The following is a 23,430-nucleotide window of genomic DNA, read 5'->3' on the forward strand; positions in this document are numbered from 1 at the left end:
CGAGATAATTTGAAGAGTCAAACACTTTTTCAAACTTATTTTCTCAGAAGCTTTTCACCTCTCCAACACTGCTGAAGCCTTGTGGCGTCTGCCGTGTCAGTGGAAGCGCATTATAGGGAGTCCTTTTGATAGCGCAAGCCCTTTTTCAAAAAAAATTGAAAAAACTCATCGTTCGTTGAAAATGTGTTCAAAACAACAAAAAAGAGGGCAAAAAGCCCTCTTTTATCTATCTATTTCATTCAGTTTTAAATGAATGCGTACGCGTCAGCAAACATACGGTCGCTGTTTGCACCTTTGTTCTGGGTAAATTGTTCACGAGCCGCACCCGCCATCTCAAAACGTCCAGCAATGTAGATGTCATATTCTGCAAGAGAATCAAAATCGTCACTAACGGCTTGAAGTACGTTTCCGACTTTGCCTTGCCATTCAGAAGTCGCTTCTTCTACCACTGGAATAAAATGCACGTTGCTGAACTGTGCTGCGATACCATCCAGTTCGTCCTTAGCATATAGTTGGCGCTCATCCCGGCCACCCCAATAAAGGTGGATTTCATTGGTCTTATTTTGAGCTACGCAGTGGTCCAATATCGAACGTACGTAACTAAAGCCTGTACCACCAGCAATCAAAAGTAGAGGGCGTTCGCTCTCTTCTTTAACCCAGGCATCGCCATGAGGCGCATCAATACTGATGTCACCATCATTTTCTAATGCGTTTTGCATCGCTTCGACAACTTCAAGAGCATACGCGTTATGCTCTGCTGCACCAATGTGAAGCTCTAGCTCGCCTTCATGACGGCAAGGACTGCTTGCAATGGAGAATGGACGTTTATCTTTTTCTCCCATCACAACCATTAGATACTGGCCAGCTTTGAAGCTAACAGGCGTCTCTGGATGCAACAGAATTCGATGGGTATTACAAGCTAACGGCTCAATAGACTTTACTTTACATTGGATGGTCATGTTATTCCTCTTACTTACTCCTCAAAAGTAAGTACCAAATTACTTTCTGCGAAGGCCTGACAAGCAAACACCCAGCCTTGTTGCTGCTCTTTCTCTGTGAGCATTGGCTCAAGCTGGTAAGTGACTCGACCTTCTATTTTCCGACACAGACACGCTGCGCACGCTCCCACTTGGCAACGGTTTGGGAAGCTGATGTTATTGTTGAGCGCAGCTTCCAATACCGTTTCCCCTTCCTGCACATCGAATTGTATATTCTGCGGCTGCAAGGTCACCAAATGGCTCATAATATTCCCAGCTTACTCCATTTTGCATCGACCTGCGCAACTAACTGAGAATCTTTCTTGATTGGGATGCCCCACTCTCGCTGGACTTCTCCCTCAAACTTGTTGGTCGCATCCAAACCTAACTTAGAACTGCGACCTTCTTTTGCTTCTATTTGTACGGTGTCACGATTAGGATCCATTCTAGTGGTGATCGCCCAGATAATGTCATTCCAATCGTGTACATTGACGTCATCATCGCAGAGAATAACAAACTTGGCGTCCGTATACTGCTTGAGAAACTCCCACACACCATTAAGCACAGCTTTCGATTGCATAGCATGCGTTTTCCTCATCGATACCACCATGAAGCGATCGGCGCCAGCAGATTCTGGTAAGGCAATATCGACAATTTCCGGAAATGCCTGACGAAGTTGTTGTAACTGCTCATCCGTAATCACTGTTTGGCTTGCGGATGTTAACTCTGGGTCAGAAGCCTTCTCGGCATCCCATTTAATCGTTGCATCCAAGCCCATCTTAGAGCCAAGCCCTACGACCGGTGAGGCGAAGTCGAGAGAGTCAATAGGCGTATTGTCAATCATTAAGGTATCGCGAACAGGTTCCATATGCTCACACATGGCCTTCACGACATCATCCCAACTGCGCGCATTGACACTTTCATCGCACACTACAACGAACTTGGTGTACATGAACTGGCGAAGGAAAGACCATACCCCCATCATGACTCGCTTAGCGTGCCCTGGGTATTGCTTTTTCATCGTCACCACCGCCATGCGGTACGAACAGCCTTCCGGTGGCAAATAGAAATCTTCTATTTCAGGAAACTGCTTTTGCAGGATCGGAACAAACACTTCATTTAACGCTACACCCAATACAGCAGGTTCATCTGGCGGACGCCCTGTGTAAGTGCTGTGATAGATCGGGTCCTTACGCATGGTAATGTGAGTAATGGTAAAGACGTGGTGTTTTTCTTTTTCGTTATAATAACCAGTATGGTCACCATAAGGCCCTTCGTCCGCATACTCATTCGGGTCGATGTAACCCTCAAGCACGATCTCTGCACTGGCAGGCACTTCAAGATTATTACTTACAGATTTAACCACTTCAGTTTTGCTGCCTCGAAGCAAGCCCGCAAACGCATACTCAGATAAGGTATCTGGTACTGGTGTTACCGCGCCTAATATGGTGGCTGGGTCAGCACCAAATGCGACTGAAACAGGGAAAGGCTCTCCCGGGTTGGTTTCCATCCAGTCGCGCAGATCCAGGGCACCACCACGGTGCGCCAGCCAACGCATGATGATTTTGTTCTTACCAATTTTCTGTTGGCGGTAAATTCCAAGATTCTGGCGCTTTTTATGTGGCCCTCGAGTCACAGTCAGCCCCCACGTAAGCAGAGGCGCAACATCATCTTGCCAACAACTCATCACAGGGATTTTGTCGAGATCAACTTCGTCACCTTGCCAGACAATCTCCTGACAGGCAGCTTTACGTAGCCTTTTGGCAGGCATGTTCAAGACTTGTCTAAAAACAGGAAGTTTCTCTAACGCGTCTTTAAAGCCACGTGGTGGCTCGGGCTCCTTAAGATAAGCCAACAATTTGCCCACTTCACGAAGGTCTTTGACGTCTTCACGACCCATACCTATCGCAACTCGCTCAGGAGTGCCAAACAAGTTGGTCAGCACAGGCACATCGTAGCCAATGGGATTTTCAAACAACAATGCCGGGCCACCTGCACGTAAAGTACGGTCGCTAATCTCTGTCATTTCATAATGTGGATCGACAGGCTCGGAAATGCGTTTAAGCTTCCCTTCCTGCTCAAGGTGAGCGATAAAGTCGCGTAAATCCTTAAAACTCATAGGTCTTCTGTGACTGATTAAAGTGCAAGCAGTATAACAAAAAGAGGGATCTTCCGATCCCTCTTTTCTATAAGGTTATTTTTATTGTGATAAAACGTTCAAAATCGCGCTGCTGCGTACTTTTTGATTATGACTGGCTAACTCTTCTAGCCATGAGGTGTAGCCCTGATTCGCTAGCTCTGTCGCTACCATTGAAGCTTCATCACGAATTGCCATCCGGTCGATCAAAAACGCTTTGACCTCATCCGTCATGGGTTTGATACGAGTGAGCTCTTTAATGGCTTGTTCTTTAAGGCTCGGGTTATGAGAAGCGAGCATGATCTGATTCACGGAGAATTCATCGCCGACCTTTGCCAAACGACTCAGCTCAGACTGGCTTTGAAAATCAGCACGCATCAACCAAAGCAGTTTGTAAACATCAGGGTTTTCGCTCACCTGAGCTAAACGCACCATCACCTGTGAGGATGGCAGCCAACTGGTCACTGCCTCTCCGGTAAGTTGAACCACTAAACCTTGTACCGCTTCGGGTGATAAGCTGTCTAACTCACGAATCAGTAACGCTTCACGCGCTTGGATTTGGTAATCGCTGCCCGACAACCACTGCTTTAGATCCAGCTCACCACGTTCTGCACTCAACACAAACTCAAGTGTCGACTGATCTTGCTGCCACTGTTTCAGTAAACGGCTAGCGATGGCTGGATAGTTAAAGGCTGGAATGGAAAACTCGTAACCATCACCTCTTTCCAACACTTGATAGGTTGGAACCATGGCTTTTTGTTGCTCGACGAACAAAGCCATTTTTGGCGTCAAGATGACGTTTTGATCTTCAATTTTTTTGAGCAGTAGGAAACGCGCCACTTCTTGTTGAGGAAGCGACAGTCTTTCGAGGGCGAAGTTGAGTGAGTCGATATTATCTTCGACAGCATATTGGAGCAGTTCTGCAACTTTCAGATGAATCTGCTTATCCTGAAGTAACAGCTCAGCTTTTTCGGGCTGCATTTCCTTCGCAGCAACCGTTGGCGCTCCAATCAATAAAGATGTGCATAGGAGAACCGACGACAACATTCCTTGTTGCATGTTAACCTCCTCTTAACATTCTCGCTCATTGTGAGGCCAATCAAATGAGAATGCAAACAAAAACGCCACCGACAAGGTCGATGGCGTATGGAGTCACAAATTCTTACTGGCGACGCATGGCATCAAAGAACTCATCGTTGGTCTTGGTCATCGCTAGCTTATCGATAAGGAACTCCATCGCGTCAATCTCACCCATTGGATGAACAATCTTACGCAGAATCCACATCTTCTGAAGCTCTTCATTCTTAGTCAGAAGTTCTTCACGACGAGTGCCTGAGCGGTTGAAGTCGATGGCAGGGAAAACACGTTTCTCAGCGATCTTACGGTTCAGGTGAATTTCCATGTTACCTGTACCTTTAAACTCTTCGTAGATAACTTCGTCCATCTTAGAACCAGTATCAACTAGAGCCGTCGCAAGAATCGTCAGGCTACCGCCTTCTTCTACATTACGTGCCGCACCGAAGAAGCGCTTAGGACGGTGCAGTGCGTTTGCATCCACACCACCAGTCAGAACTTTACCTGATGAAGGAACAACTGTGTTGTATGCACGCGCCAGACGAGTGATAGAGTCAAGCAGGATAACCACGTCTTTCTTATGTTCAACAAGACGTTTCGCTTTCTCGATAACCATTTCAGCAACTTGTACGTGGCGAGACGCTGGCTCATCAAACGTTGACGCAACAACTTCACCTTTAACTAGGCGCTGCATCTCGGTAACTTCTTCTGGACGCTCGTCGATAAGAAGTACCATTAGCTCACATTCAGGGTGGTTGTAAGCAATGCTTTGTGCAATGTTCTGTAGCAGCATTGTTTTACCCGCTTTTGGCGGAGCAACAATCAGACCACGCTGACCTTTACCAATTGGTGAAGCTAGGTCAAGAACACGTGCAGTAATATCTTCTGTCGAACCGTTACCACGCTCCATCACCATACGCTCGTTTGCGTGCAGTGGTGTCAAGTTTTCAAATAGAATCTTGTTACGCGCGTTGTCTGGCTTGTCATCATTAACTGTATTGACTTTTAACAGAGCAAAGTAACGTTCGCCATCTTTCGGTGGACGAATCTTACCTGCAATGGAATCACCCGTACGTAGGTTGAAACGACGGATCTGACTTGGAGAGACATAGATGTCATCTGGGCCTGCCAAGTAAGAACTGTCTGCACTGCGCAAGAAGCCAAAGCCGTCTTGAAGTATTTCCAGAACCCCGTCGCCAAAAATATCTTCACCACTTTTCGCGTGTGCTTTAAGGATGGCGAAGATAATGTCTTGCTTTCTTAGACGCGCCAGGTTTTCAAGGCCTAAGCTTTCGCCAAGTTTGACAAGATCAGACACAGGTCTGTTCTTCAGTTCTGTTAGATTCATTGTGGTGGATACTTTTTTAGTCAAAATAGGATCTGTTATTTAGTTAAGATGAATTTTGGTCACAGGATCGACCAAGAAGAGAAACTTGTTTATTTAACGTGCGATAAACTAGCACTAAATACTAGCCTAGTCTAGATTTTGTTAGGCTTCAAAAACAAAACCGTGCATTGAAGTGAATGCACGGTCTTATCAGAACAACCCAATTATAGGTTAGCGTCCAAAAACTCTTTTAGTTGAGTCTTAGACAGCGCACCTACTTTGGTTGCTGCCACGCTACCATCTTTGAAAAGTAGTAGCGTTGGGATACCACGAATACCAAATTTAGGTGGAGTACCTGCGTTTTGGTCGATATTCAGTTTACCGATAGTGAGTTTGCCTTCGTACTCTTCGGCGATTTCGTCCAGGATAGGAGCAATCATCTTACAAGGACCACACCATTCTGCCCAAAAATCAACAAGAACCGGGCCTGCAGCGTTTAGTACGTCGGCTTCAAAACCGTCATCAGTTAGCTGCAAAATCTTATCACTCATCTTCCACTCCAATGTGTTTTTTCGGAACTGGTTGGATGATAACCAGTATTTAGATGCCCTATTGGAATGTATTTACTTTCGTATTGCAAGCTTAAGCTGATATTCTATAGCCATGAAAAAGACGCATATCACAGAGCAAAAGTTCGCCGATTTGGGTTTACACCCCCAAGTTGTTGAAGGTTTGGAGAAAAAAGGGTTCGAGTTTTGTACCCCAATTCAAGCCTTGGCGTTGCCGGTACTGCTCACCGGCCAAGACATTGCAGGTCAGGCTCAAACAGGGACAGGAAAAACCCTGGCTTTCTTGACTGCTACTTTTAACCACCTGCTGAACACACCAGAGCACGAAGGTCGCAAGCCGACTCAACCACGTGCGATTATCATGGCACCGACCCGTGAGCTGGCAATTCAGATTTACAATGATGCTGAACCTCTGGTTGCAGAAACCGGCATTAAAGCTGCGTTAGCTTACGGTGGCGAGAGCTACGACAAGCAACTTGCTAAGTTAGAGCAAGGGGTGGACGTGCTGATCGGTACCACAGGTCGCATCATCGACTTTTACAAGCAGCGCGTCTTCAACCTGAACAATATTCAGGCTGTTGTGCTTGATGAAGCGGATCGCATGTTCGATCTTGGTTTCATCAAAGACATTCGTTTCCTATTCCGTCGTATGCCGGAACCAAAAGAGCGTTTGAACATGTTGTTCTCTGCGACTCTGTCGTACCGTGTTCAGGAACTGGCTTTCGAACATATGCACAACCCAGAACACGTTGTCGTGGAGCCAGAAGTCAAAACCGGCCACCGCATTCAGGAAGAGCTGTTTTACCCATCTAACGAACACAAGATGTCTCTGCTACAAACTCTTATTGAAGAAGAGTGGCCAGAACGCGCGATCATCTTTGCCAATACCAAACACAAGTGTGAATCCGTATGGGGTCACCTAGCGGCTGATGGCCACCGTGTAGGTCTATTGACGGGCGATGTACCGCAGAAGAAGCGCGAACGTATCCTAGAACAATTCACTAAAGGTGAAGTTGACCTGCTAGTAGCAACAGACGTGGCAGCTCGTGGTCTTCACATCCCTCAAGTGACTCACGTATTTAACTTTGACCTGCCTGACGATTGCGAAGATTACGTACACCGCATCGGTCGTACGGGTCGTGCAGGCGCAAGTGGCCATTCAATCAGCTTTGCGTGTGAAGACTACGCCATCAACTTGCCGCCGATTGAAGAGTATATTGAGCACACCATTCCTGTTTCAGACTACGACCCAAGTGCACTGATCGAAGATCTACCAGCACCGCTACGTATGCGTTCGAATCGTCCGCAACAGCGTCGCACCAATACTGGTGGCTCACGCTCAGGCAACCGTCGTAACAACAACCGCTCTCGTCAACGTCACCAAAAGGATTCTTAAGTCGTCTATGAGCCAAGCAGTTTCTTCCCCGCTCTACGCTGCCATCGACCTCGGGTCGAACAGTTTTCACATGCTCGTTGTGCGTCACATTGATGGCAGCGTTCAGACTATGGCAAAAATTAAACGTAAGGTTCGTCTTGCCGCAGGGTTAGACGACAACAACGCTTTAAGCCAGGAAGCCATGCAACGCGGATGGGACTGCTTGAGTCTATTTGCAGAGCGACTTCAAGATATTCCAACCCAAAATATCCGCATTGTGGGCACCGCAACACTGCGCACCGCCACCAATGTGGATATCTTTCTTGAGAAAGCAAACCAGATTCTTGGTCACAAGATTGAAGTGATCTGTGGCGAAGAAGAAGCAGCCACTATCTATAAAGGGGTTGCCCACACATCTGGCGGCAGCGGTCGTCGTTTGGTGGTCGATATTGGCGGTGCCAGTACCGAACTTATTATCGGTGAAGGTTTTGAAGCCAAAGCACTGACCAGCCTAAAAATGGGTTGCGTTACTTGGCTGGAACGTCACTTTAAAGACCGCCAGCTCACCGTGACCAACTTTAATAATGCAATAGAAGCAGCCAAAGAAACGCTGAGACCTATCCTTGAGCAATACACTCAAATTGGTTGGGACGTGTGTGTCGGTGCTTCTGGTACCGTTCAGGCTTTGCAGGAAATTATGTTGGCGCAAGGTATGGACGAAGTCATTACTCACGCCAAACTCAAGCGTCTGCAAAAACAAGCCATGCTAGCGGATCATTTGGAAGAGCTGGAGATTGAAGGGCTAACGCTAGAACGCGCATTGGTCTTTCCAAGCGGTCTTTCGATTCTCATCGCCATCTTTGAACTGCTTGAAATTGATTCGATGACACTGGCTGGCGGCGCACTGCGCGAAGGCTTGGTATATGAAATGGTCGATGAGCTCAAGCAAGACGATATTCGTGCTCGTACAATTGCCAGTGTTCAAACCCGCTACCAGATTGATACCGCTTACGGTCAACAGGTGGCCACCTTAGCCAGTAAATTACTTGAGCAATGTGAAGCCGAGTGGATTGCTGAAGCTCAGGGCAGCGTATTGCTAGAGACAGCGGCGAAGCTGCATGAAATCGGTCTGACAATTGATTTCAAGAAAGGCGGCGAGCACAGTGCCTACCTGCTACAAAACCTGGATCTACCAGGTTATACCCGAGCACAAAAACACTTCCTTGGTGAAGTATCACGTCGTTATCGCGAACAACTGACTTCTCTGCCAGAGCAACATGCGCTGTCAGGTAACAGCGCCAAACGCGTATTACGTTTGCTACGTCTCGCGGTGTTGTTGACCCATCGTCGCAATCCGGATTTGGAGCCGAACATCGCGCTTCAATCACAAGGCGATAAGCTCACCCTGACAGTTGCTGACCAGTGGCTGAAAGCCAACCCTCTGACTGCGGCGGAGTTAGAAATTGAAGCCAACCGTCAAAGTGACATTGGCTGGCCTTTGAGCATCATTGCCAACTAACTAAAGAACAAATAAAAAGCCCGACAAGATAACTTGCCGGGCTTTTTTGTTTTCGAGGAGCAAACGTTACTTGGCGCCAATCACTTTAAAGTCAGGATTAACGGCAGTGAGCTTCTTAACCAAGTAATTCAGCAGTACACCGTACATAGGCACAAACAGGCCTAAGCTGATCACCAGTTTGAATCCATAATCCACCAGCGCGATTTCCGTCCAGTGCTCAGCCATAAATGGATCTGGGCTTTGGTAAAACGCAATGGCAAAGAAAGCGATGGTATCCAACGCGTTACCAAACAGAGTGGAACACGTTGGGGCAATCCACCACTGCTTCATCTGACGCAGGCGATTAAACACATGCACGTCTAAGATTTGCCCTAGCAAGTACGCCATAAAGCTCGCAATCGCGATACGCGCAACAAACAGATTAAACTCACCTAAATGGGCGAAGCCCTGAAATTGTCCTTCAAAGAACAACACGGATAAGCCATAGGATACTGCCAACGCCGGTAGCATCACCAAGAAAATGATCTTACGCGCAAGCTGGGCACCAAAAATTCGTACTGTCAGGTCAGTCGCCAAAAAGATAAACGGGAAAGTGAAGGCGCCCCACGTGGTGTGAAAGCCAAAGATGGTAAAGGGAAGCTGAACCAGATAATTACTCGATGCAATAATGATCAGGTGAAACAGAACTAACAAGAAAAGGGCTTTGCGCTGCTGCGCAGGGGTAAAGTTACTCATGCGATACCTTTTTAGTTTGGTTTGGGGGTGAGGGAACCCAAAGCGAATCTCTTCCAAGCCACGGAAGGACTCTTACCAATAATGTTAAATGAATTTAGATTCGATACTCAGCACAGTCAAAGTTTCAGTAACAGAGGCTCAAGCCGTCTATACAAATGAAACGTCAAATACGATAAATACCGCGGCGGGCGATTATACATTAACCAATATGAGTCGCAACACCTAGGCTTTATGCAATCGTTGACTTAATTAAAAACCGCGTTGGAACAAGCCCGCAAGGTAGTCGAGATCTTCTTTGCTGTCTTCAATGACCAAGGCTTCTAGCCAAATACTTTCGCTGTAATGTTCAGACTTAAGAAACAGCTGACAGCCTTCAAAATCAATCAACCACGAATGAATGTCGGCGTCCCATTGCTTTTCAATCACAGACGCAGAGAGGAGTTTTATCAGCTTATCGGCCAATTGAGGAAAGCTATCAAAATCAAAACGCGGAGCTCGAATGATGATACGCCCTTGTTGCGCTTGATACTCAAGCAAACCAAATTCCGTTTGTTGCACTGAATCAACCATGATGAGTAATGTGCTCCTGAATTAAATCTAAGAATGGATCCGCGTATTTTTCTAGCTTACGTTGCCCTACTCCATTGACCGCTAGCATTTCACCATAAGAGGTTGGCAAAATTTCCGCCATATCAATCAAGGTGGCATCGCTGAACACCACGTACGGCGGTAAGCCATCTTCATCGGCAATCGCTTTGCGTAACTTACGCAGCTTAGCAAACAGCTTTTTATCGTAGTTTTTACTGGTGAGCTTATCGGACTTAGCGGCTCTCGCAGCAGTATCCAGACGAGGCACGGCTAATTCAAGAGTCGTATCTCCCCGCAATAGTGGGCGCGCTTCCTCAGTAAGCTGTAAGGTCGAGTTGCGAGTAATGTTCTGGAACAGCATCCCTTTATGGATCAACTGACGGAAAATACTCACCCAGTAGTCGTGGCTGTTTTCACGCCCAATACCGTATGTGGTGAGCTTGTCGTGGCCATTTTCACGGATGCGGATATTCTGCATTCCGCGCAGGACTTCAACCACATACCCCATACCAAAGCTCTGATTAACCCGGTAGACACAAGACAACGCTTTGCGTGCCTGCTCAGTAGCATCAAAGTGCTTGGGCGGATCCAAACAGATGTCGCAGTTGCCACAAGGCTGCTCACGGTACTCACCAAAATAATTCAATAACACCTGACGGCGGCACGTCTGCGCTTCAGCAAAAGCACTCATCGCATTGAGCTTATGTGCTTCAACCTGCTTTTGTGGCCCATCGTCTTTTTCGTCCAACATCCGCCTTAGCCAGCTGATGTCCGCTGGGTCATACAGCATCATCGCTTCCGCAGGCAAGCCGTCCCGACCTGCGCGACCAGTTTCCTGATAGTAGGATTCAATGTTGCGTGGAATATCAAAGTGAACCACAAAGCGTACGTTAGGTTTGTTGATCCCCATACCAAACGCCACAGTGGCGACCACAATTTGGATATCATCACGCTGAAACGCTTCTTGCACATAAGCGCGCTCGTCTGCATCTAAGCCTGCATGGTAACTGGCGGCACGAATATGGTTGTTGCACAGTTTTTCCGTCACCATTTCAACTTTCTTACGGCTACCACAATAGATGATGCCGCAGTTGCCTTTCTGCGTGTCGAGAAAACGGATCACCTGAGAAATTGGTTTGTGTTTCTCAACTAAGGTGTAACGGATGTTCGGGCGATCGAAACTGCTCAGATGAATATGCGGCTCGTTCAATTGCAGACGATGCATGATGTCATTGCGCGTCGCATCATCGGCCGTCGCCGTCAGCGCCATAAAAGGCACATGAGGAAAGTGCTGTTTGATCTGGCCGAGCGACGCGTATTCAGGTCTGAAATCATGTCCCCACTGAGAAATACAGTGTGCTTCGTCAACGGCGATCATGGACAGCGACAAGCTTTCAAGACGCTCGATAAAATCACGCATCAGCACGCGCTCAGGTGACACATACACTAGCTTCAACTGGCCTGACTGCATCCGGTTATAGACCGAAATCAACTCATCACGGGGCATGGAAGAGTTGACACACTCTGCCGCAACACCATTGGCTTTAAGCTGATCGACCTGATCTTTCATCAGTGATATCAGAGGAGAAATCACCAGTGTTAAGCCGTCACGGACTAAGGCCGGAACCTGGTAACAAAGCGATTTACCGCCACCAGTCGGCATGATGACCAAACTATCCTGACCGTTTACGGCTGCTTCAATGACTTCTTGCTGACCATCTCGGAACGACTGATAACCAAACACATCCTCCAGTACGCTTTGTGGAGTCGGTGAAGGATCAGATTGTTCGGCAAGCAGTGTCGCGGTCATTGATATCTCGATTGAGCAAAGAGTGGGGAAATGCAAAGGGCACATTGTAGTAGTGATCGGATGTGAATAAAACCGCAAATTGCTAGGTGATTAACTGACTCATTCGTATACTGGATGCTTCCTTTTGCAAAAATCATCCTTTGAGTAAACGTCAATGACACCAGAAGAACAGCAAAGAGCACGGCAAGGCGTCCTTCTCGCCATAGGTGCCTACACTATGTGGGGCATTGCACCGATCTATTTTAAAGCCATCAGTGAGGTTTCACCGTTTGAAATCCTCAGCCATCGAGTGGTGTGGTCTTTTGTTCTGTTAGCGGTATTGCTACATGTAGGTCGTCGCTGGCGTGGTGTACGAGATGTGATTCGCTCCAAAACCAAAATGCTGTTTCTGGTTTCTACCTCACTACTCGTGGGAGTGAACTGGCTGATTTTTATCTGGGCGGTAAATGCCAATCACATGCTGGACGCCAGTCTCGGTTACTACATCAACCCTCTGATTAATGTGCTGCTCGGCATGTTGTTCTTAGGCGAGCGGCTACGTAAATTGCAGTGGTTTGCTGTGGCACTTGCGGCTTGCGGTGTAATAGTGCAACTGATCGCTTTTGGCTCTGTGCCAACCGTCGCCATTGCGCTTGCACTGACATTTGGTTTTTACGGACTATTACGTAAGAAAGTCAGCTTAGATGCTCAAACGGGCCTATTCATTGAAACACTGGTAATGCTGCCTGCCGCAGCGGTGTATTTATTGTGGATTGCCGATTCTCCGACTTCCGACTTTGCAGCGAACCCGATGAACCTCAACCTGCTGCTGATCTCCGCAGGTGTTATCACCACTTTGCCGCTGTTGTGTTTCACTGGCGCTGCCACACGTCTTAAGCTCTCAACCTTAGGCTTTTTCCAGTACATTGGCCCAAGCCTGATGTTCTTGCTGGCGGTACTGGTGTACGGCGAGGCCTTTACTACAGACAAGGCCATCACCTTTGCCTTTATCTGGGGCGCGCTAGTGGTCTTTAGCTTCGACGGTCTTAAAACCAGCAAGCAATCACGTAAAGCTGCAACGGCAAAGTGATCGTTTTTTACAAGACAATGTGACACAGTCGATATAAGCTTGGTGAAAATTTCACCAAGCTTTTTGTTTTATGGACCAGGTCAACTATCACACGACACAGAATAAAGAGATTAGCCTGATTGAAGCCAACTATCAGAAGTTTGCCTTTCAGCGCCACTATCATCTTGATTTTCATATCGGGTTGATCACACACGGCCAGCAAAAGTTTCATTATCAAGGCCAGAGCCACAATGTTGGCGCTGGGCAAATCGTCATCATGCCACCGGATGAGCTGCATGACGGGCGCTCTATGCTCGACAGCGGCTATCAAGTGCGTGTGTTCTCCGTCGAGCCAGAATGGTTCAGTGAATTAGCAGAGTTGAAGCAAAGCAAGGCTCAGATCCAATTCAATCAGTTGATTGTCTCAGATTCGCGCATCTTCAATCCTCTCGCTCAGCTACACAGTGCGTTAGCCGATAACCAACTCAGTCAGCTGGCGAAAGACTGCCTGCCTTACGAAGGCTTTGAACAGCTTTTCACTCATTATGGTGCTTTGGAGCAAAAGCCTATCGTCCCGCTAGGTAATCAGTCAGTCTCAACGTTGAAAGACTATCTGATGGAGAATCTGGCGCAGCCGGTCAGACTTGAACAACTCTCCCAGCTTTGTGACCTCAGCCCAACGCAATTCCAACGCCACTTCAAAGCCAAAGTTGGTCTGACACCTTACGCCTGGCTGAGCCGCCTTCGCTTAGAGCAAGGGTTTAAACTGCTCAAAAGCGGTGTCTGCGGTACCGAAGTGGCGCACCAGATTGGTTTCTACGACCAAGCCCATTTCAGCAAAGCGTTTAAAGCCACTTATGGTGTCCCCCCTTCTAAGGTTCAGTGCCAATAATTTACAATCATTGTGCTTTCGAACAGTGCACAATCCGGTCATCAATTATCAAAGAGCCTTACCATGAACGAACTGACCATTCTTGCCACATTAGCCACTGTCCACTTTATCGCTTTGATGAGCCCTGGGCCGGATTTCGCGCTGGTGGTACAAAACGCAACACGTTATGGCCGCCAGACGGGTTTATACATTGCGCTTGGCTTGTCGTTTGGCATTCTGCTTCACTCTGTACTGAGCCTAACGGGCGTCAGCTACCTTGTTCACCAGCAGCCGACTTTATTTGCGGTGCTTCAGCTTGCTGGTGGTAGTTACTTGTTCTATCTGGGTTACGGCGCACTCAAGGCCAGTTGGTCAACACTACGTAATAACAAGCAAAACGACGAGCCGCCCGCTCAAACCAGCTTATTACTGAGCAACAAGCGTCAGGCATTCTCGCGCGGCTTTGCCACCAACATCCTCAACCCAAAGGCGTTGGTATTCTTTGTCAGTCTGATGTCGAGCTTAGTGCCAGCCAGCATGTCACTAACCGGTAAAGGAATGGCATTGGTCATTCTTTGGGGACTGTCTTTGCTATGGTTCTCATTTCTTGCGTGGGCCTTATCGACTCAACGTATGCAGCGAAAAATTCATTCTCTAGCCGTATATATCGATAGCCTTTGTGGTGTCCTATTCACCCTTATCGGCCTAAGCATTTTGTGGAAATCCCTGTCTGCCCTGCTCTCAAGTGTCTAAAATTTGATTCGAGATTACATTTTCATAACAAATCCTTAGACTCAAAGTTACTCCACTGTCACTCTTGTCGCTGCATAAATAACAAGGAGAACAAGATGCAGTGGAAACGTACTTTCCTAACGACGTGCCTATTATTAACGTCCGTTGGTGCTGCCGCGAATCAGGCTGCCGATTCAGTTGCCCCAGAACACAGTAGTGGCTTAGAACAAAAGCAACTGGTTAAGGCCAAAGACTGGATGGTCACCGCCGCCAACCCGCTCGCGACACAAGCGGGCGCTGATATCCTCAAGCAAGGCGGTAACGCTATCGATGCTATGGTCACCACTCAGCTCATGCTGGGTCTGGTTGAACCGCAATCCTCGGGGATTGGTGGCGGCGCCTTCTTGGTTTACTGGGATGCCAAAAAGCAGCAGTTAACCACTTATGACGGCCGTGAAACTGCGCCTCTAGCTGCAACCCCTCGCCTTTTCCAAGATGAGAAGGGCGAACCGATGCAGTTTTACGATGCCGTCGTGGGTGGCCGTTCTGTCGGTACGCCAGGTACCGTAAAACTGATGTGGGATACTCACCAGAAATACGGCAAGCTTGAATGGAAAAAGCTGATTGAGCCTGTGGTCGAAGTCGCTAAGAACGGTTTTACCATTAGCCCTCGTCTAGCAACCTTAATTGAAAAAGATGCAGAGCGCCTGTCGCGTTTCCCTGCCACAAAAGCCTATTTCTTTAATAGTGATGGCTCTGCCAAGCAGCAAGGCACATTACTAAAGAATCCTGAATACGCGGCGACTCTCGAAGCCATCGCCAAAGGTGGTGCAGATGCGTTTTATCTAGGCAAGATTGCAAGCGATATTGTCAACACCGTTCAGTCAGCCGCTGGCAACCCGGGCGTACTAGCGCAAGCCGATTTCGATGCTTACCAAATCAAACAGCGCCAACCTGTCTGCTCCGCTTATCAGAGCTACGACATCTGCGGAATAGGTCCACCAAGTTCTGGCGCCCTAACCGTGGGTCAGATTCTGGCGATGACAGAGCAATTTGATCTCAAAAACTGGGGCCCTGATAACGCCAAATCCTGGCAAGTTATCGCCGATGCTTCACGCTTAGCCTTTGCGGATCGCGGCATGTACATGGCCGATGAAGATTTTGTCCCTATGCCAACTCAAGGTTTGATCAACTCAGACTACCTTAAGCAGCGCGCGAAACTGATCACGCCAGGGAAAGCACTCGAGTCAGCACCAGCGGGCACACCACCTTGGGACTACGCTCAGCGCCAAAGCCGTGATGAGTCCATCGAATTGCCATCCACCAGCCACTTCAATGTGGTTGATAAAGAGGGCAACGTAGTCTCGATCACCACCACAATTGAGAACGCGTTCGGCTCACGCTTGATGACCAATGGGTTCCTGCTCAATAACGAGCTGACCGACTTTTCGTTCCGTACCCACAAAGATGGCTATCCTATCGCCAACCGCTTAGAGCCGGGCAAACGCCCTCGCTCCTCAATGGCACCGACCATCATCATGCAAGACGATAAACCTTATATGGCGATCGGTTCTCCGGGTGGCAGCCGTATCATCGGTTATGTTGCCCAAGCGATAATTGCTCACACGCAATGGGATATGGATATTCAACAAGCCATCAACCAGCCACACTTGCTAAATCGCTTCGGTACATTAGATATTGAGCAAGGAACAGAGGCAGAAAAATTCAAATCAGAGTTAGAGAAAATGGGGTTCGAAGTGAATATTCGTGACTTGAATTCTGGCCTACACGCAATTCTATTCAAAAATAATGAATTAGAAGGCGCTGCAGACCCAAGACGCGAAGGTGCCGCTATCGGCCAATAGCGTCGATCTGCTCACCGGCTTGTGCGAGATCTCTTACAGGCTGGTGAGCAAAAATAGCTTTTTTAGTGAGAGTATTACAACTTAGCGTACATATCCTATTGTAATAAAAGGATATGTTCTAATTTTGACCAAACTTTTATTCAATAAGTCAAATTCTGTGCTATTGCTGAAAACCGTCAAAAACGTAATATTAAACCTGTCGGAAGGATGCTGACACGGAACAGGAATTACCACGGATTTGGTAATCTTCAGGAAGAAGATACGGTTGCTCAGGATGAACAATCGGCAAGGATAGCGAATAGGACATTGAACGGACTCAATAGTAACTAGGATGGTTGCTACTAGGGATGGGAAATGGACACCTCTGGACGAGGAAAGGACTTATCATCAGGATGATGAAAAGGACACCGCTCAAGGAACAAGCGAAGTGAGCTAACGAGGATTGTTAGCAGACCAGGATAGGGTCAAGGACACCGCTAGGATGGCGATGAATGGACTAAGCTGAAGGACATCAGCATACTATCAAGGATTTGATGCATGGAGCACTTCTAGTAGCCGGATTGCTGCGAGTAAGACTATAACCCCGATGGGCGCAAGCCCTCGGGGTTTTTCTTTATCTGCGTCTCTAAAAATTCATCAAGATTTACTCGCATCTAACTTTTGACATTTTTTTTGTTCCCCACCAACCACGTGCTAGGTTAACGTCGTGATGTAAGTTCAATCACGATAAACACTATCAATAAGGAAGAAAAAATGAACAAGGTAACATTTCAGGGCAACCCAGTTCCGGTATCAGGCGAATTTCCAAAAAAAGGTACCCAGGCGGCAGACTTTGCTCTGACAGCCGGCGATTTGTCTGAGCTGACGCTATCGTCGCTGCAAGGCAAAAAAGTCATCCTGAATATTTTCCCAAGTATAGATACGCCAGTATGTGCTCAGAGTGTTCGTCACTTTAACGAGCAGGCAGCAGGAAAAGACAATACAGTGGTAGTTTGTATCTCAGCAGATTTGCCATTTGCCGCGGGCCGCTTCTGCGAGGTTGAAGGCATTGAAGGGGTTCAGCATGCCTCAACGTTCCGTTCACCACAGTTCGCTCAAGACTACGGTGTCGCAATCTCAGAAGGTCCATTGGCAGGCCTGACAGCACGAGCGGTAGTTTGCCTAAATGAAGAAGGTTTGATCACTCATTCACAGCTTGTCAGCGAAATCACTGAAGAACCGGATTACCAGTCAGCACTTGCTGCTATCTAAGTCCCTCAAGATCCAAAAGAGCGGCTCATCGCCGCTCTTTTTCATTCTATAACAACTGCTCAATTTTACTCTTAAGCTGATTTAAGCGCTCAATAGCACTAGGCTCTCCCACAGCAAAATCGAACGCTTTGTCATTCAGTGCACACACGGTACCAATCGCTTCACCGCAATGCATGATAGGCAATCCGTAATAGACACCTAAACCAAACTTCACCAGATCTTCGTTGCCTCGCCACTCTTCATCTGCCGCCGCATCTGCGACAAGTAAAGGGGATTGGGTATCCACAACCCGCTCGCAGTAGAGCTCATGACAGCCAGGCTGGACACTCTTAGGCCCTGCATCTCCTGCGTGATAAATGGGTTGTTGGTTAGCAGCAAAAACAATCATGGTTTCTGGTGTCGACTCCATGATCAATAGAGAGTGAAGACCAAACTGCTGAGCAATGGCATTAAGTTCAGCAGTTAGATCTTGTTGGTGGTTCGCCAACTGTTTGAACGGCATAGCGATTTCCTCTTATCAGACGTTGCCTGCCTATTATTTAAACAAGCTCGACATAAGAGCAAAATTTAACCGCCAGAGTGTGAGCAAGATAAAATTAGAGCTTTTCCAACTTGGCGTAAGCCGTTACTAACCATTTGATGCCTTCACCATTGAATGCGACCTGAACCCGGCTCTGTGGGCCACTGCCTTCAAAATTGATGATCGTCCCTTCACCAAATTTGGGATGCATCACTCTTGCGCCTAGGCTAAAGCCAGTTTCATTGAAACTCTCTTTGACCACAGTTTGGCTGAAACGCCCCGAGCTTGCTGGGCGACTGACCTGCGCTTTCATACGCACTTCATCTAAGCAACCTTCTGGCAATTCACGAATAAAGCGCGACGGTTTATGGTATTTGTCCTGACCGTACAAGCGACGCATCTCAGCATAAGTGATGTAGAGTTTCTCCATCGCCCGCGTCATCCCCACGTAGCAAAGTCGACGTTCCTCTTCCAAGCGCCCCGCTTCTTCAGCAGACATCTGACTAGGGAACATACCCTCTTCGACCCCGACCATAAACACCAGTGGGAACTCCAGACCTTTCGCACTGTGCAAGGTCATCAGTTGCACCGCATCTTCGAACTCATCAGCCTGCCCTTCACCCGCCTCAAGTGCAGCGTGGGTTAGAAACGCCGTAAGCAAGGTCATTTCTTCTGCTTCTTCCGGCTTTTCGAACTGACGCGTTGCCGTTACCAGCTCTTCCAAGTTCTCAATACGTGCTTTGGATTTTTCACCTTTCTCCTGCTCGTACATGGCAAACAGGCCGGAGTATTTGATCACGTGGTCGGTCTGTTCATGCAGAGACATTTCACAAGTATCATCCTCCAGCGCGCTGACCAACTCAACGAAACGGCTTAACGCCCCCGCCGCTCGACCAGCCAGAACTTGCTCATCGAGCAAAGCAACACTCGCTTGCCACATGGTGCAGCCACGATCTCGCGCTGCAAAACGAATTGTCTCTAAGGTTTTGTCCCCGAGCCCACGTGTTGGTGTATTAACCACGCGCTCAAACGCCGCGTCGTCATTGCGGTTGGACATCAATCGTAGATAGCTCAATGCATCTCTAATTTCCTGACGCTCGAAGAATCGCATGCCACCGTAGATACGATATGGCAGGCCGGCCTGAATCAACGCTTCTTCCAACACACGAGACTGGGCGTTGTTACGATAAAGCATGGCGGCATCATTCAGTGCACCACCTTTTTCCTGCCATTCTTTAATCTTGTTGACCGCGAAGCGGGCTTCATCCAACTCGTTGTATGCAGAGTAAACCGAGATAGGCTCACCTTCCACGCCATCAGTCCATAGCTCTTTACCCATACGCTCTGTGTTATTGGCAATCAGAGTGTTGGATGCTTCAAGGATGGTTTTGGTAGAGCGGTAGTTTTGTTCCAGACGAATGGTGTTTACGCTTGGGAATTCGCGGGTGAATTTCTCAATGTTTTCAATCTTAGCACCGCGCCAGCCGTATATAGACTGGTCATCGTCTCCGACAATCATCACGTGTGACTCTGGACCAGCCATCATTCGCAGCCAGGCGTACTGAATGTTGTTGGTATCTTGGAACTCATCCACCAAGATATGTTTAAAGCGTGCCTGATAGTGCTCGCGGACAAACTTGTTATCACGCAACAACTCATGAGCACGCAGAAGAATTTCGGCGAAATCGACCAAACCCGCACGGTCACACGCTTCCTGATAAGCCGTATAGAGCTGCAGATAGGTTTTGGTCACAGGATCGTGGTAAGCGTCAATATGATTTGGACGCAGACCTTCGTCTTTCTTGCCGTTGATCCACCAGCTTACCTGACGTGCTGGCCACTGCTTCTCATCCAGATTTTGCGCTTTGATGAGACGACGCAGCAGTCTTTGCTGGTCATCCGTATCGATGATCTGAAAATCTTCCGGCAACTTAGCATCAAGGTAATGCGCGCGCAGAATACGATGACAGATACCGTGGAAGGTGCCGTTCCACATCCCAGAAGCACTGCCCATCATCAGCTCTTCAATACGGCCCCGCATTTCTGCTGCGGCTTTATTGGTAAACGTCACCGACATAATGGAAAAAGGAGACGCCTGCTCCACCGACATCAGCCACGCGATACGGTGCACCAGCACCCGGGTTTTACCACTCCCCGCGCCCGCTAGGACAAGTAAATTTTCAAGTGGAGCGGCAACGGCTTCACGCTGCTTATCGTTAAGGCCGTCAAGAAGTAATGAAGGATCCATTATGAGTTCAGCTACTGGTTATCTATACATGAAAATCGATTATAACCTAAACACCCTGCCTATTTCAGAAGAAAAAACACAAATTTTTTATGTTGCATTTTCTTTAAAAAACATAGTCTTAAATAAACAAAACCAATAACAAGGCGTTTTTTTATAATTTTTCTGAAAGTTTATTTGCGCTTTTTCTATCCTTTTAATTAAGCAAGTTGATGAATTAGCTTGTGAAAAATACCCAAGTGACCTCTAAAGAACCGTTTTGACGGAGATTACTTGGGTATTCACTAAGAAAGGAAAAGTCTGAGGAAATTACTATGAAAAAGTCTAATCTTGCTGTTACTGCTGCTGTTACTGGTCTACTAGCTCTAGGTGGCACAATGCTCACTGCAGCACCGGCTGTCGCTGCAGAAAAAGAGAAATGCTACGGCGTTTCAAAAGCAGGTAAAAATGATTGTGCAACCAAAACCAGTTCTTGTGCAGGTACTGCAAAAGAAGATAACCAGAAAGATGCCTTCGTAGTCGTTCCTAAAGGACTATGTGGCAAGCTAGCTGGCGGTAGCACTCAGTCTTCTTAATAGATTGGATAAGGCGACCTAGGCTCAACCCGGTCGCCTTTATTTTTGTTTACTCGCATAGGAAGAGTTCGTGAATAAGGACAACTACCACGACCAGGTGGGTGTAGGACTGCGCTCTCCTCATATCGATTATTTCACTGACAATAAGCCCGCCTTATCTTGGCTGGAGATCCACAGTGAAAACTACTTTCAGCCCTACTCACCAGCCAGACAAAGCCTGCGCAAACTGATGGATGACTACCAGATCAGCTGTCACGGCATTGGTTTATCACTGGGCAGCGTTGAAAGAGTCAACCCTAATCACCTTAAACAACTCAAATCGCTCATTGATGAGGTCAACCCATTTTTGGTCTCCGATCATCTCAGTTGGAGTGAAAATGGCGGTCACTATTTCAATGATCTTCTGCCACTGCCTTATACAGAAGAAGCCTTGGAGGTGTTTTGCCGCAACGTCATCGAAGTTCAGGATTATATACAGCGCCCAATGCTGATAGAAAACCCATCGAGCTACGTGAAGTTTGCTCACTCTACGATTGCCGAGTGGGAATTTCTGACCGAAGTACAAAAGCGCACCGACTGCCGACTGCTACTTGATCTCAACAATATTCACGTTTCCGCCTTTAACCACGGTTTCGATAGCCAGACCTACATCAACGCGATTCCCGCCGATAAAGTCGATGAAATTCATTTGGCAGGCTTTACGATTAAGCAGCTGGAAAAAGGTGAAATCTGGATTGATACCCACAGTCAGCCTGTTTCTGATGAAGTGTGGACGCTATACGAACAATGGCTGGCGACTCACGGCCCTCGCCATACGCTGATTGAATGGGATCTGGATATTCCCCAACCTGACGTGTTATTGGCAGAATGTCATAAAGCCAGTGAGAGGCTGATTCAGTTTGACGCTCTGCAGGGGAGAAAGGCGTCATGACTCAATCACTAGCAGAACTGCAAAAAAACTTCGCCAGTGCTCTGCACTATCAGGCGACGGGTGATGCCTGTGATATCTGCTCTGATACCTTCAGTGCCGACGAACGAATGCAGATTTACCGCAACAATTTCATCATTAGCTTAAGCGAAGTACTTCAGGCCACTTACCCTATGGTACTGGCGCTGGTGGGTGAAGAGTGCTTTGAGCAATTGGCTCGTCAGCATGTGCTCGACCACCCTCTTCGCTCTGGTGACGTGACTTACTATGGTGAACATTTCGCGACTACCATAGCAGCCTTCCCTGCCGTGGTTGAGGCTGCGCCTTATGCTGCAGATGTGGCGCGTTTTGAATGGCAAATCGATGTCTCTCAACAGCTTCAAGGGGGTGTCAAAACACCAGAAGCTATTTTGCCGATTGCTCGCCTGACGGAAGTCGCAGAACAGCAGCAACCTCACATCCATTTTCATCTTTCGCCCGGCACTTTGCCTTTTCATTCGCCCTACGCGGTGTACTCGCTGCGTCTGGCCATTGAGAATAATGATTTCGAACAGCTGACGCTCAATCAAGCCGAATATGGCGTGATCATCAGTCAACCCGACGGTCAATGTTGGACTATGTCGCTCGATCAGCTGCCTTTTGAACTGCTTCAGTATCTCAGCTCAGGTTGCACGCTAGGGGAAATCCCTGAAACGCACCTGCCTTATCTGGGAGTACTACTGGAGAACCAGTTAATTTCTGGGTTTTCTCTCGCCCAATAAGAATAAGGATTGTTACTATGTCTAACGCAATAAAAAACATGATCGAGAGCTACGACGCCTTAGTCGATAAAGCCCAATGCGTCTTTGTGCCACTGCTGCTACTGTTTTGTCGACTCTGGGTTGCCTGGGTCTTCTTCAATTCTGGCCTAACTAAAATTGCTTCTTGGGACAGTACTCTGTACCTATTTGAGTACGAATATCAGGTGCCAATTTTACCTTGGGAGCTGGCGGCTTACATGGGTACCGCCGCCGAGCTTATTCTGCCTGCTTTCTTAGCATTCGGCCTGTTGACCCGCCCAATGGCGGCCATCTTGTTTGTGTTCAATATCATTGCCGTCGTTTCCTACCCGCTGCTGTGGGAGAAAGGCTTCTACGACCATCAGCTCTGGGGCTTGATGATTCTCAACGTCGTAGTCTGGGGACCGGGCTTGGTTTCTCTGGATAAGCTGCTTAAGAGTAAGCTACAAGGTTAAACCCAATACAAAAACACCCTCCTAATTGGAGGGCGTTTTTAGTTTCAAAG

At 47.8% G+C, this 23,430-nt stretch carries 23 protein-coding genes; 12 read left to right on the forward strand and 11 right to left on the reverse strand.

The window, feature by feature from the left end:
- Positions 1-245 precede the first annotated feature (245 nt).
- The 6 genes from fre to trxA all read right to left on the reverse strand — a co-directional run bounded on the left by fre (position 246) and on the right by trxA (position 6,066).
- The gene (fre, locus tag F0265_RS20680; RefSeq protein ID WP_043006652.1) at positions 246-959 is read right to left on the reverse strand and encodes an NAD(P)H-flavin reductase; all 714 of its coding nucleotides are present in this window, start codon (positions 957-959) and stop codon (positions 246-248) included.
- A 14-nt stretch (positions 960-973) separates the two neighbouring features.
- A complete protein-coding gene (locus F0265_RS20685; RefSeq protein WP_021458071.1) occupies positions 974-1,243 on the reverse strand; it encodes a 2Fe-2S iron-sulfur cluster-binding protein in 270 nt (89 codons plus the stop codon).
- A complete protein-coding gene (gene ubiD, locus F0265_RS20690; RefSeq protein ID WP_171750205.1) occupies positions 1,240-3,096 on the reverse strand; it encodes a 4-hydroxy-3-polyprenylbenzoate decarboxylase in 1,857 nt (618 codons plus the stop codon). The genes F0265_RS20685 and ubiD overlap by 4 nt, the downstream gene beginning before the upstream one ends.
- An 81-nt stretch (positions 3,097-3,177) precedes the next feature.
- The gene (locus F0265_RS20695; protein ID WP_171750206.1) at positions 3,178-4,173 is read right to left on the reverse strand and encodes a hypothetical protein; all 996 of its coding nucleotides are present in this window, start codon (positions 4,171-4,173) and stop codon (positions 3,178-3,180) included.
- Between the two features lie 103 nt (positions 4,174-4,276).
- A complete protein-coding gene (rho, locus tag F0265_RS20700) occupies positions 4,277-5,536 on the reverse strand; it encodes a transcription termination factor Rho (RefSeq protein WP_004745495.1) in 1,260 nt (419 codons plus the stop codon).
- 203 nt (positions 5,537-5,739) lie between these two features.
- On the reverse strand, positions 5,740-6,066 hold the full coding sequence (gene trxA / locus F0265_RS20705) for a thioredoxin TrxA (RefSeq protein WP_019277589.1): 327 nt from the start codon (positions 6,064-6,066) through the stop codon (positions 5,740-5,742).
- A gap of 112 nt (positions 6,067-6,178) precedes the next feature.
- On the opposite strand from trxA, the gene rhlB reads away from it, so the two are divergent.
- Positions 6,179-7,480: an ATP-dependent RNA helicase RhlB gene (gene rhlB, locus F0265_RS20710; RefSeq protein WP_038164503.1), complete on the forward strand. Its 1,302-nt coding sequence runs from the start codon at positions 6,179-6,181 to the stop codon at positions 7,478-7,480.
- 7 nt (positions 7,481-7,487) lie between these two features.
- A complete protein-coding gene (gppA, locus tag F0265_RS20715) occupies positions 7,488-8,978 on the forward strand; it encodes a guanosine-5'-triphosphate,3'-diphosphate diphosphatase (protein ID WP_171750207.1) in 1,491 nt (496 codons plus the stop codon).
- A gap of 66 nt (positions 8,979-9,044) precedes the next feature.
- Here gppA and F0265_RS20720 read toward each other — a convergent pair whose 3' ends face one another.
- From F0265_RS20720 to recQ, 3 genes are all read right to left on the reverse strand, one after another.
- Positions 9,045-9,713, reverse strand: a complete 669-nt coding sequence (locus tag F0265_RS20720) for a 7-cyano-7-deazaguanine/7-aminomethyl-7-deazaguanine transporter (protein ID WP_043006646.1) — start codon at positions 9,711-9,713, stop codon at positions 9,045-9,047.
- 249 nt (positions 9,714-9,962) lie between these two features.
- Entirely contained in the window at positions 9,963-10,283 is a 321-nt protein-coding gene (locus F0265_RS20725) for a DUF3630 family protein (protein WP_171750208.1), read from the reverse strand.
- On the reverse strand, positions 10,276-12,111 hold the full coding sequence (recQ, locus tag F0265_RS20730) for an ATP-dependent DNA helicase RecQ (RefSeq protein WP_171750209.1): 1,836 nt from the start codon (positions 12,109-12,111) through the stop codon (positions 10,276-10,278). Before recQ ends, F0265_RS20725 begins: the two co-directional genes overlap by 8 nt.
- Positions 12,112-12,265: 154 nt before the next feature.
- Here recQ and rarD point away from each other — a divergent pair, with 154 nt between their 5' ends.
- The 5 genes from rarD to tpx all read left to right on the forward strand — a co-directional run bounded on the left by rarD (position 12,266) and on the right by tpx (position 17,878).
- Complete coding sequence (rarD, locus tag F0265_RS20735; protein WP_171750210.1) at positions 12,266-13,180, forward strand: EamA family transporter RarD; 915 nt, start codon at positions 12,266-12,268, stop codon at positions 13,178-13,180.
- A gap of 70 nt (positions 13,181-13,250) precedes the next feature.
- Positions 13,251-14,051: an AraC family transcriptional regulator gene (locus tag F0265_RS20740; protein ID WP_171750211.1), complete on the forward strand. Its 801-nt coding sequence runs from the start codon at positions 13,251-13,253 to the stop codon at positions 14,049-14,051.
- A gap of 63 nt (positions 14,052-14,114) precedes the next feature.
- Positions 14,115-14,783, forward strand: a complete 669-nt coding sequence (locus F0265_RS20745) for a LysE family translocator (protein ID WP_171750212.1) — start codon at positions 14,115-14,117, stop codon at positions 14,781-14,783.
- Positions 14,784-14,878: 95 nt separating this feature from the next.
- The gene (gene ggt, locus F0265_RS20750; RefSeq protein ID WP_171750213.1) at positions 14,879-16,627 is read left to right on the forward strand and encodes a gamma-glutamyltransferase; all 1,749 of its coding nucleotides are present in this window, start codon (positions 14,879-14,881) and stop codon (positions 16,625-16,627) included.
- Between the two features lie 753 nt (positions 16,628-17,380).
- Entirely contained in the window at positions 17,381-17,878 is a 498-nt protein-coding gene (tpx, locus tag F0265_RS20755) for a thiol peroxidase (protein WP_019277598.1), read from the forward strand.
- A gap of 46 nt (positions 17,879-17,924) precedes the next feature.
- Here tpx and F0265_RS20760 read toward each other — a convergent pair whose 3' ends face one another.
- Together F0265_RS20760 and uvrD are read right to left on the reverse strand one after the other, a co-directional pair.
- Entirely contained in the window at positions 17,925-18,380 is a 456-nt protein-coding gene (locus tag F0265_RS20760; protein ID WP_099609314.1) for a GAF domain-containing protein, read from the reverse strand.
- Positions 18,381-18,474: 94 nt separating this feature from the next.
- Entirely contained in the window at positions 18,475-20,649 is a 2,175-nt protein-coding gene (uvrD, locus tag F0265_RS20765) for a DNA helicase II (RefSeq protein ID WP_155396120.1), read from the reverse strand.
- Here uvrD and F0265_RS20770 point away from each other — a divergent pair.
- The 5 genes from F0265_RS20770 (at position 20,648) to F0265_RS20790 (ending at position 23,380) form a co-directional block, all read left to right on the forward strand.
- The gene (locus F0265_RS20770; RefSeq protein ID WP_155396121.1) at positions 20,648-20,785 is read left to right on the forward strand and encodes a hypothetical protein; all 138 of its coding nucleotides are present in this window, start codon (positions 20,648-20,650) and stop codon (positions 20,783-20,785) included. The two genes, uvrD and F0265_RS20770, sit on opposite strands and share 2 nt — an antisense overlap.
- Positions 20,786-20,957: 172 nt before the next feature.
- Positions 20,958-21,218 carry a DUF2282 domain-containing protein gene (locus F0265_RS20775; RefSeq protein WP_006957632.1) on the forward strand — a complete coding sequence of 87 codons (261 nt, stop codon included), beginning with the start codon at positions 20,958-20,960 and terminating at the stop codon, positions 21,216-21,218.
- Between the two features lie 70 nt (positions 21,219-21,288).
- A complete protein-coding gene (locus F0265_RS20780; protein WP_171750214.1) occupies positions 21,289-22,149 on the forward strand; it encodes a DUF692 family multinuclear iron-containing protein in 861 nt (286 codons plus the stop codon).
- Complete coding sequence (locus F0265_RS20785) at positions 22,146-22,907, forward strand: DNA-binding domain-containing protein (protein WP_171750215.1); 762 nt, start codon at positions 22,146-22,148, stop codon at positions 22,905-22,907. The genes F0265_RS20780 and F0265_RS20785 overlap by 4 nt, the downstream gene beginning before the upstream one ends.
- 17 nt (positions 22,908-22,924) lie before the next feature.
- Complete coding sequence (locus F0265_RS20790; RefSeq protein WP_099609317.1) at positions 22,925-23,380, forward strand: DoxX family protein; 456 nt, start codon at positions 22,925-22,927, stop codon at positions 23,378-23,380.
- Positions 23,381-23,430 lie beyond the last annotated feature (50 nt).

It is taken from the genome of Vibrio sp. RE88, assembly GCF_013113835.1.
Classification (GTDB): domain Bacteria; phylum Pseudomonadota; class Gammaproteobacteria; order Enterobacterales; family Vibrionaceae; genus Vibrio.